At 33.1% G+C, this 10,073-nt stretch carries 7 protein-coding genes and 1 pseudogene; 6 read left to right on the forward strand and 2 right to left on the reverse strand.

Annotation, left to right across the window (positions count from 1 at the left end; translation table 11 throughout):
- Positions 1 to 1,031 precede the first annotated feature (1,031 nt).
- Positions 1,032 to 2,582 (reverse strand): primase C-terminal domain-containing protein, encoded by a 1,551-nt coding sequence (locus K9V48_RS25675; protein WP_224141936.1) that lies wholly within the window; start codon positions 2,580 to 2,582, stop codon positions 1,032 to 1,034.
- 675 nt (positions 2,583 to 3,257) lie between these two features.
- On the opposite strand from K9V48_RS25675, the gene K9V48_RS25680 reads away from it, so the two are divergent.
- From K9V48_RS25680 to K9V48_RS25700, 5 genes are all read left to right on the forward strand, one after another.
- Positions 3,258 to 3,455, forward strand: a complete 198-nt coding sequence (locus K9V48_RS25680) for a ribbon-helix-helix domain-containing protein (RefSeq protein WP_224141937.1) — start codon at positions 3,258 to 3,260, stop codon at positions 3,453 to 3,455.
- A gap of 9 nt (positions 3,456 to 3,464) precedes the next feature.
- Positions 3,465 to 5,279 (forward strand): hypothetical protein, encoded by a 1,815-nt coding sequence (locus K9V48_RS25685; RefSeq protein WP_224141938.1) that lies wholly within the window; start codon positions 3,465 to 3,467, stop codon positions 5,277 to 5,279.
- Between the two features lie 767 nt (positions 5,280 to 6,046).
- Positions 6,047 to 6,463, forward strand: coding sequence for a hypothetical protein (locus K9V48_RS25690; RefSeq protein WP_224141939.1), 417 nt, complete (start codon positions 6,047 to 6,049; stop codon positions 6,461 to 6,463).
- Positions 6,463 to 7,914, forward strand: a complete 1,452-nt coding sequence (locus K9V48_RS25695) for a cell division protein FtsZ (RefSeq protein WP_224141940.1) — start codon at positions 6,463 to 6,465, stop codon at positions 7,912 to 7,914. The genes K9V48_RS25690 and K9V48_RS25695 overlap by 1 nt, the downstream gene beginning before the upstream one ends.
- A gap of 776 nt (positions 7,915 to 8,690) precedes the next feature.
- Entirely contained in the window at positions 8,691 to 9,386 is a 696-nt protein-coding gene (locus K9V48_RS25700) for a hypothetical protein (RefSeq protein ID WP_224141941.1), read from the forward strand.
- A 125-nt stretch (positions 9,387 to 9,511) separates the two neighbouring features.
- Here the strand turns inward: K9V48_RS25700 and K9V48_RS25705 are convergent, their stop codons facing one another.
- On the reverse strand, positions 9,512 to 9,727 hold the full coding sequence (locus K9V48_RS25705; protein ID WP_263432953.1) for a helix-turn-helix domain-containing protein: 216 nt from the start codon (positions 9,725 to 9,727) through the stop codon (positions 9,512 to 9,514).
- A 232-nt stretch (positions 9,728 to 9,959) separates the two neighbouring features.
- Here K9V48_RS25705 and K9V48_RS25710 point away from each other — a divergent pair.
- Positions 9,960 to 10,073: pseudogene (locus tag K9V48_RS25710) on the forward strand (IS6 family transposase); the annotation flags it as partial.

Raw genomic sequence — 10,073 nt, forward strand, 5'->3', positions numbered from 1 at the left:
TTGACCTTGAACTTATCCCTTGACCTTGAACTTATCCCTTGACCTTGAACTTATCCCTTGACCTTGAACTTATCCCTTGACCTTGAACTTATCCCTTGACCTTGAACTTATCCCTTGACCTTGAACTATCCCTTGATCTTGAACTTATCTCTTGATCTTGAACTTATCTCTTGATCTTGAACTTATCTCTTGATCTTGAACTTATCTCTTGATCTTGAACTTATCTCTTGATCTTGAACTTATCTCTTGATCTTGAACTTATCTCTTAACCTACCCCTTATCTCCCTCCAATCTCTAAATACAGCATCTACACCACCCACTTATACATTGAATTGGCTCCGCCTTTAGACGAGTGGTAGAAGACCTCGGCTATGTTTACGTAGTATAGGCGAGGTCTTCTACCTGCTACGAGAATAAACAGGAGCCAATCCGCCCTTGTATAAGTGGGATAATGTGAAATTTAAACCGCAAATAAAAAGTAAATTAATTATGTTTTTATTTACGTATTTAAATCTATTCTATTTATGTTAATTTTTAACACACTATTAGTCTACTACCCGTACATTTGTTTGACAATGAATTTACTGGAAAATGATTCCATATACCCTTTCTATAATTTTCTTAGTTGTGATAATCCTCCTATAAATTCCCTTTTCTTTTATTTTCGTACTGTCCCTCTTAAATATAAAATAATCAATATTTCAGTACACTTTTAAGTTGTTCATACAAAATAGTAAATTATTTTAATAATACTAAAACCAATCATTCTAATGAATAAGATTATGTATATAGTTTATTTCAACATAATCTCAATTCACACAATAACAATCCAGTTGTTTACTCGTAATCAAAGCTAAAATAGGTATAATCTAATAACTAATAATAGACAACACATCATAAATTCATATCGAGATTAAATTCTAAGAAAAACTAGAGCCCCATCCTTAAAGACCCTAACAAAGATCATAATCAATACCGAAGCATTCAAGACAGGAGAATATAGATATGTATTGGCAGATTGGCTCATTAATTTAACCAGATTTTCTAACAGGTGGAGATGCACTAGCCCTATACAAAATATCTAGTTCATAAATTAGCAATTCTGTATCTAGTGCTGGTAATTTCAATGTACGTGCAAATTCATTTGGTTCAGGTAATAATTCAGCAAATGTCAATTGAGCTTGCTGCAATCGTTTCTTGCGTAACTGTAACAAGCTTCTAAACATCATAGAACGGCTCGCAAGTTTTGTGACAGCACCTCTCCCACGACCAACTGTACGCTTAATAAGCTTGCTAGAACGTTTCAGAACTTCCTTTAGGGTTGAAACAGCTAAACCTAGGCTCTTTGCAAGAATATTTAAAGAACCCTCTAGAAATGGCATTTCAGGGCTTGTATGGCTCTCTAAATAGGCAAGGATATCTTCTTCCCATTCTTCATAATGAGATCGCACACGTTCTTCACGTGGCTTTTTGAATTTATACCACCCTTCCTTCCCCTGAAATTGAGCTTGTCCATCTGTCCAAATCTCTAGTAATCCTTCAACATAAGAACGTTTAACACCCTTATATTTACCAGAATAGGCACTCTTCAGAGTACGTTCAAATTCACTTTTCTGTAACGGAAAGTTCAAATTGCTGTTAAATTGATCGAGTTCGTCATAGGCTTCTTCAAATGGACGATTACTAGCATAGTTAGCAAGTGCAAGTGTCATTAGTGCATTATTACGGCTCGCGCTGTTATGACCTCTTTCAATATCTGTTGCAAATATAAGCGCACGATACCAGTCTGAAGACGTTTGATCGATTTCTGAGCCGTCCTTATTGTAAATCACACGTAAAGAAGCTCTTTTTTCTTTTTCTTCAAAATGCTTAGACCAGGAAAGTAATTCCCTTGTATTAGCAGATTCATCATAAAAATCTAGAACATTATCTTCTCTTGGAATTCGGTAAAACCCGAATGGTGCACAATTTGTATCCACTGGTACATAGGTAGATAATGCTTTACGAACATTATCATATAAGCGTTCTGCTACTCTTAAAGACTTATAATCTTTATTTTTATGTACAAAAAAAGGTGTATCCAAAACGAAAAAGAACTGAAATCCTCTAGGAGTCTCTAACAATAAATTTGGACGAGGTAATCCTAATTCTTCACAGCCCAAATAAAGGGCATAAAGGTCAACTTCCTTTGTATCCAGATCAAACCCTAGCACATTAACTTGCTTCAAATTATCACGTGTATGCCCTTTTATAATCCTTTTTTGAAAATTATAGTAAGTACCACCTCGAAATGTATTAGGCGTCCAGTGGGATAATGACTGTCTTTTATCCTGAAGCGTTTCATAGGATGTAACGACATACCCTTTCCCTTCAACAAGATCGTCTTTTGACGGTGTAACAAAGACCACGCCTTTATGGTATGGATTATGTTTTTCTTTTGCTTCATAGGCTATGATTCTCTCATTTGAAACACGAGAACCCTTTTTCTTGTATAAAAGCAAACTATTATGTGTCATAAACTGCATGATTTCTACTGCTGAAATAACAGTACCCGATACATTTTGGATTGAAGCCATTCCCATCTATTTCACCTTCTTCGCTCTAATATTTCTTGTTTTTCCGACCATTTCTCTGAAAATCAATTATAACGAACTCGGATTTTGTAAAAGTGTGCTCTCTAAGAGAAAATGCACCAAAAAAAAAAAGCCCCTTGAAGTCAAGTGCCCCAAGGGTTTGAAAAAAAGTTTTAAATTTTTTTACTACACGGGTTGGACGAGAAAATGCACCGAAAACCCTAAAAATGCACCATTTTTTCCGTATTAGCATGTTGGAAACAAGGGCTCATAAACGTTTATTTAACAATGTTTTCTCTTAATAAGAGATCATTTTTTCCACACGGGTTGGACGAAATGGCGTGAATGAATGGTGCGTTTTTTCCACACGGTTTGGACGAAATGGTGCGAATGAGTGGTGCATTTTTATGATATGAAATTTAAAATTTCGCTCTAAATGCTTATGTATCAAGGATTATTCTGACACACGGGTTGGACGGAGTTGTATAAACGGTGCAATTAAAGTGGTGCAAAACTGTTTTTTTCTACACGAGTTGGACGGAAAAGGTCATATCGGTGCATTTTGGAGGAGTTTGGGACACAGGTTGGACCAAGTGGTGCAAATTAGTGGTGCATTTATAGTTTAAATAGATTACTATAAACTTATATAAGTTTATGTACGTATTTTTCAAAAGGAGTGATTTAATGAGCGATTTAAAAACTAGAACAAGAATAGGAAATACCCTTGATACAAATTTACTAAAAAAGCTAAAAGACCTATCTGGTAATACACGTATCCCTATGTCTCGCTTGTTAGATGAAGCTGTAGAAGATTTAATTCAAAAACATAATACTACTACATACACCCCTTCTAGCAGTTATAAGAACATAGTCGAGAGGTAGAGGATATCCATGTTGATTACAATCAATTATTCGGAAATTGAAGATCAATTAATTTTACCGTATCAATTATTAAAAATTGCTATATTTGAAGAAACGAAATATCTTTTTGAAGAGCGGCCAAGAATAATTAATAAATGGCATAAAGAAGCCTATCAAATGACTGAAGATGAGTTCAGGAATCAATATCCTCCTAATGGAATGAGTCCAAGTTTTAAGGCATTGTATTTTTTTCTTACAGAAGGGTTATATTTTCAAAAGAATATTACAAAATACATGATTAGAGAAGCTGTTCTAAGGTACTCAGATACCATTAACGCTAACATATCCAGTTTTTTATACAATGAATTTCCTGAAGAGGTAAATCACAGTTTAAACGAAAAAACAATTGACCAAACTATGGAACAGGATTATTTATTTACCAGTATGGATAATGACTACCATATGATACGGAAAATTGTAGCGAAAAAGAATGAATTTAAAGAAAGAGGAGCAGGACAATTGGCTGCAGATCTAATTGATAATAAGGGCAACTTTAGAGGAATGGCAGAACTCCGTCCCACCCAAACAACGGATTTTGCATTGCAACAAGATCAAGAAGATCTTTGGATGAAATTGATTGACTCAGCTTATAATGCGTTGGATGAATGGACAGCTGATTTGTTTGACTTGATTACCTATCTCTGGCTGGTATCTCCTAAAAACAACGAAGGTTATATTGAATTTCATAGTAATGACGCTTTACGATTAAGGCAAATACAATACTCTGAAGAAAATGCAAAAGAGTTGGTCATTCGTGAACGGGATCGTTTTAATATTATGAAAAGGGTTGTAGCTTTATCAAGTATGTGGGTGTCATTAAGTGAAGGAAAGATAGTAACTCAAAAGGATAAACAATATGATTTCCAAGATTTTAAGCAAATGTTTGATATTGGGGCCATACGTGTGGCCTATGATAAGAATTCAGGAGAGGCACAAGGGATCTATGCGTTACAAATTAAACCAACTTCCATACTCACTCCTTTAATCAATGCCTCTAGTCAGATGATTGGATTATTACACATCAAGATTTTTCAATATAGCCATCAAACACAAAAAGAACATAAACGGCTACTACGATACATTGATCGACAATGGAAAATGAGAATCCGGCTCAAATCAAAAATGACTCAACCTTTTAAAATAGCAACGTTATTAAAAGAGATGGATGTTCCTATACGTTATAACTGGAGTGACAAAAAAGATAAGTTGGAGAATGTATTGGATGACTTTAAAACAGATGGAGTCATAAAGGATTGGGAGTATGCAGAGTCCTTTGATGAAACTGTAGTAGGAAAAAAAGGTTGGTATAAGGACTGGGTCAACTACAGTATTATCATTTATCCAACAGACAACTTGCTCGAAGGATACAAAGAAAATATAAACCTCTCTTCCCAAGCGATATTAGATCCAACTATTTTAGAAAAAATTAACAAAATGAGCCAAAACAATATCTTGTTACAAACGGAAGTAAATGAAAAGTTGGCTAGCAATTCAAATTCTGAATTGAAAGAACCTGCTTCAACTGTAGAAGAAAAGAATGAACAAACGAAAACTCTCAAAATTGAACAACAAGCTTTTAATCTTGATGCAAAAGAGGATATTAAATTATCACCTGAATCCATGAAAGATATGATTGATGGTTTAAATATGAGTATTAGAAAGACTGCTGAAGAAATTGGTATTTCTCATACTACCCTCTCTCGTTATTTAAGAAAAGAAAATAAGCGTCAAAACAATAAGAACGATGAAAAAATGCTTAAATGGTTGAAAGAGAATACAAAATAATTCTAATTTCACAAGTCTCCCTACCCCATCACTATTAGTGATGGGGTATTTTTATATTTCATTTTTTAATTTGTAAAATTTGAATGTGACTCATTTAGTATTAATAACACCTTTTGTGCTTAACAAGGTGATTATTCACAATCACTCTATAAAATCGATTCATAATAATAATTAAGAACAAGTGATGAACACAGAGGTAAGGAGTGTTAAATGAAGAGTGATCACTAGTGATCAGTGATTAACTTGTGATAATCAACATCTTAATACTAAATACAAAAGTGTATGGATATAATGAGAAAAATCAGAATTTCCGGAATAAAAATAGACATAATTATAAATTCAAATAATTATTTTATAGTGTCTATATATAAATACTAATTATAGTCTCTATAAAAAATAATTAGTATTTATAATTAAAAATCATTGATATATAAACAATATTTCATAGTCTCTATATATAGATACTATTTAAGTTTTATTAAGAAAAAAAGCTCAATTTCTTAATAAAATCACTGCTTATATGATATTAGCTTGAATTTTAATATAATTAGTTTCATTTTTTATTAAATTTTAATTAATTAAAAATAAAAACAGACCCGTTATTTTCACATATAGACACCATGAATTTTCCTTTATTTATAAAGCATAATCATCAATTTTAGGTTCAAAAAAAATTATAGTATCTATATATAGTTTCTTGAAATAGATACTATATTAATGTAATATAGGTAATATATAGTAAACTATTAATAATAGGAGGTGTGAATTTGGATTCAACACTTCATGATATACATAAGAATGTGCTATTCCCACAAGATGTGCTTCACTTATTTACAGATATTATTAATAATGATCCTGTATCTAGGAAAGTCTTTATTTATGTTGGTCGAAGCTTAAAAGAGCAACAAAAAACAGTGAGTCACATCAGAGGGGTTACAGTTAATGACATAGTGGAAAATGTAAAAATCGAGCGTAAAGAGAGAGTTCCTAAAGGGAAAACATTTATCTACCAGAAAACAATTACCAATATCGATAGGAAAGCAGCAGAAAGAATAGTGGATAAACTTTTAGATATGTCCCTTCTATACTACACACCCGTAAAACCTTATAAGTTTCTTTTCATGTCAAATAGAGGATGGCAAATTACTGAAGAAATAATAAACAGAATAAAGGAGAATAAATAATGGCTAAAACTTTCACTAAGAACACACCAGCAATTAACATGACACTAGTTGGTTTTGGACAAGCTGGAACCCGTATGGTTGATGAATTTGCAGCATTAAAAGATGGTAGTGGTAAAGCAGTTTACAACTGTTTAGCATTAAATAGTAATGACGGTGATTTAAAAGGACTAAAACATGTAAATGAATCGAATCGAGTATCCTTAAATCTTGGTGGATTAGGGAAAAACCCACAAAAAGCGATCACAATATTAGAAGAAAACCAGGAAGTGAACAACCGATTAAAATCCTTCATTCAAGAACGTGTTAGACCTTCAGATGACCTTGTACTTTTCTTTGCAGGCCTAGGTGGTGGTACAGGTACATCAACTATAGTAAAAGCACTTGAAGAATTTTATGAGTTCAATAATAAACCAATTATTAAACAGGAACTAGTTAAATTACAAAGTGAGATTGCACCAAAGGAATTTAAAGAAAATATTAAAAAATACATGAGATTAGCTGTTCAACGTGCAGAAAGTAAATTTATTAAAGTTGGTGTTATTGTCACCCTTCCACTTCGTGCCGATGGTCCAGATGCTCTTAGACAAGTGAATGATTTCGCCCAGCGAATCTGGAAGATCGCAAAGGATAAAACGAAAGGGATTGCATTTGTAACATTCGCTGATAATCAATATTTCTATGACGAGTTTAAACAACTTCCTGAAAATGAACGTGGAGACATAGAAAACTACAGGGATTTTGCGAATAAAAGAATTTGCGAGGTATTTCATGAATTGAACACGGCTACAACTGGCGGCGGAACAAGCGTTACCTTTGACTCTGAAGATTTCAGACGAATAATACTTGAAAATACGGGTTCATTAGTTGTAAATAAATTAAGTAAGCCAATGCAAGATATTACAAATGGTCACGATATTAAAGAAATGTTTATAAAAGCCATGGAAGGCAGCTGTTTCCACCAGCCTATCCAATTGACAAATAAGCTAGAAACTGGAGAGACAGTAGCATCTAAAGTACACCATATCGGTCTATTAGCCATTCTTGATGAGAAAAAATCAATTGGTTCATCCTTTATCGATGATGCACGCGTTGATATCATTGAAAATAATACATTTTCTTTAAGTGGAACAGTGTTTACTGGTTATCTAGAAGAAAAAAATGATCATTCCTCTACGGTTTACACTTTCTATAAAACAGATGGTCTCCCAAATAGATTGGCAAAAGGATTGGTAAGTGAGTTTGATGAGTTTCAAGAAAGACAAAAAGCCGTTGTTTACAAGTCCTCTTCCATTGAGTCTATAAGTAATGATTTAGATGATGATGACTTTGATATTGATCTATCAGAATTCGGATTAGATGAAGTTGCTGTTACAAAAGAGGAAAAAGAAATTGATACTGAAAATTATGAAGTAGATTTAGATAGTTTAGATTTTGATAAACTAGATGATTAATTTATTTGAAGCACTGTTAATTCAGTGCTTTTTTGCTCTATCCCCCTCTATCTCTCCTAGTTTCTCTTTTAATGGTCAATTCTTTCGTGATATATCCTAGGAAACTCACTTAAATCCTGAAACCTTATCAAAATTCATACAACAAAGTGTTTTTCAATCAATTCTTCGCATTTCATTCCAAATCACACCTTTTATTATTAATCACTAGTGATGTGTGAGTCACCAGTTGCGAAATCAAAATGCTTCACCTGTTACAGAGAATTCACTCGTTAAACCTTTGTGATTAATCACGAATACCACGTTATTAATTAGTGTTTAACAAAAAGTTGATCCCTTGTATCGAATTATTTGTAATACGAACCCCGAAATTACTTGTGATTCACATTCAGTTATATATTAACCACCTATCACCAAGATGTGATTAACTATTAATGCTCATTCACTTACAAGTGAAACAATTGTCATTAATCACTAAGCGCTTGATATCACAATTCATTTTTATATTGACCTCATTCCATCACACGTAATTATTTTCCAGTTAAAATGAATTATCAAATCAAAAAACAAGCGCTTAACTTAGAAGTTGGTTAAAGGATCGAATGAAAAACAACTAGTCATGGCTAAAGATATAAACACTTCATGGAATGAAAGATAAATATTGAAATACCACTAAAAAAGATTGTATTATTAGATTAGTAGAATGTGTGAATCATCACGCGAGATTAACCAGTGAATCATTCATCATCTGTGATTCATCATTGAGGAGGGAATCGGAGTTGAATGAACCCGTAAATACTACATATTGGCAGATCACTGAATTTGCAGAGAAAGTAACTGAAAATATAGATGGCTCAGTTCATTACAATACAGTTGCTAAATGGTTTAATAAATTGGAAACTATGGGCGTACATTATGTATCCCGTGCAGCTGGAGAAAAAATATATGACGAATTGGATCTGGAAATTGGAGTTTTTATACACCAAAAAAGAGCTGAAAAATGGCGATTAGACGTTATCTTCGAGAATTTACCAAAATATACTGAAACTAGACCATTTCCTGATGAATGGGAAGGGGAAAGTAGTCCAACATTAAATTATTCAGAAATAGAGGAAGCCATTATCCGAAAAATGTCAGCAAAAATGCAAGACCAATTGATTGCAGCACAAAAGGAAATTGCTAATACAATTGAACAGGTAGCCATGTCTAAAATTTCGTCATTGTTACCTCAACCTAAAACAGAAGATGAAATTCGCACCGAACGGTTAAATCACGCCTTACTACAAATGAAATTAAATAATAAGTTAGAAGAAGCAGCTTTAGATCAGTGGAATAAACAACCAGACCACATTAGAGTCAGGAAGGTAGGATTCTTTAGAAAAGAAGAAAACTACGAAGAAAAGGACAGATTTATTAGAAACTATAAGAATCAAAATATGGAAAGAGTTCTACGAGAAGAATTAGATATTGAATAATTCCTTAAGATGCCATGTCTATATGGCATCTTTTTTTATAATTTCATAAACTAAATTATGTATTGCACTCTCGAAAAACTCTCTCAACATAATTCCAATTTAGTTGAAACATAAGATTATAGCTTCTACATGTCAAAGAAATCATCAGCCTTAGCATTCGGATCTATTTCTCTGATAGCCTTCATTAGCTTCTTGATCGTTGTCGTTCTTGGCGAATATTCTTTATCCGAACAAATACGACTTACTGTATTTCTCCCTAATTTTGTTTTCTTCACTAGCCATTCTTGACTTACTCCATACTTATCTAGCCATTTCCCTATTTTGGTTCGTGTTTTACCCATTCCAAACACTGAAATCCCTCCTTTTAGTGCAGTTATTTGTTACAGTCATGCCCTTAAATTGAAAAAGATATAACACCTAACTGAAATAATTTTTTCAGAAAATGGTGAATAGTGGACAAACGGTGTCGAATACCTTTTACGGTTCTGGTGCAAAAACTTCAGGGCAATTGCAACTAATCTCTAAATTTTGGACATACTGATACTATTACTCTAAAAAAAGGGCATGATCAGTATGGAAAACCAAAATGTATTCAAATGGAAACATTATCAGCCTGACATTATTTTATTAACAGTGAGATGGTACCTACGGTACAACTTAAGTTTTCGTGATTTGGTGGAAATGATG

This window comes from Metabacillus rhizolycopersici (genome assembly GCF_020075705.1).

Coding starts and splice junctions, on each gene's coding strand:
- K9V48_RS25675 (WP_224141936.1), bottom strand. CDS start 2,582: ATGGGAATGGCTTCAATCCAAAATGTATCGGGTACTGTTATTTCAGCA.
- K9V48_RS25680 (WP_224141937.1), top strand. CDS start 3,258: ATGAGCGATTTAAAAACTAGAACAAGAATAGGAAATACCCTTGATACA.
- K9V48_RS25685 (WP_224141938.1), top strand. CDS start 3,465: ATGTTGATTACAATCAATTATTCGGAAATTGAAGATCAATTAATTTTA.
- K9V48_RS25695 (WP_224141940.1), top strand. CDS start 6,463: ATGGCTAAAACTTTCACTAAGAACACACCAGCAATTAACATGACACTA.
- K9V48_RS25705 (WP_263432953.1), bottom strand. CDS start 9,727: ATGGGTAAAACACGAACCAAAATAGGGAAATGGCTAGATAAGTATGGA.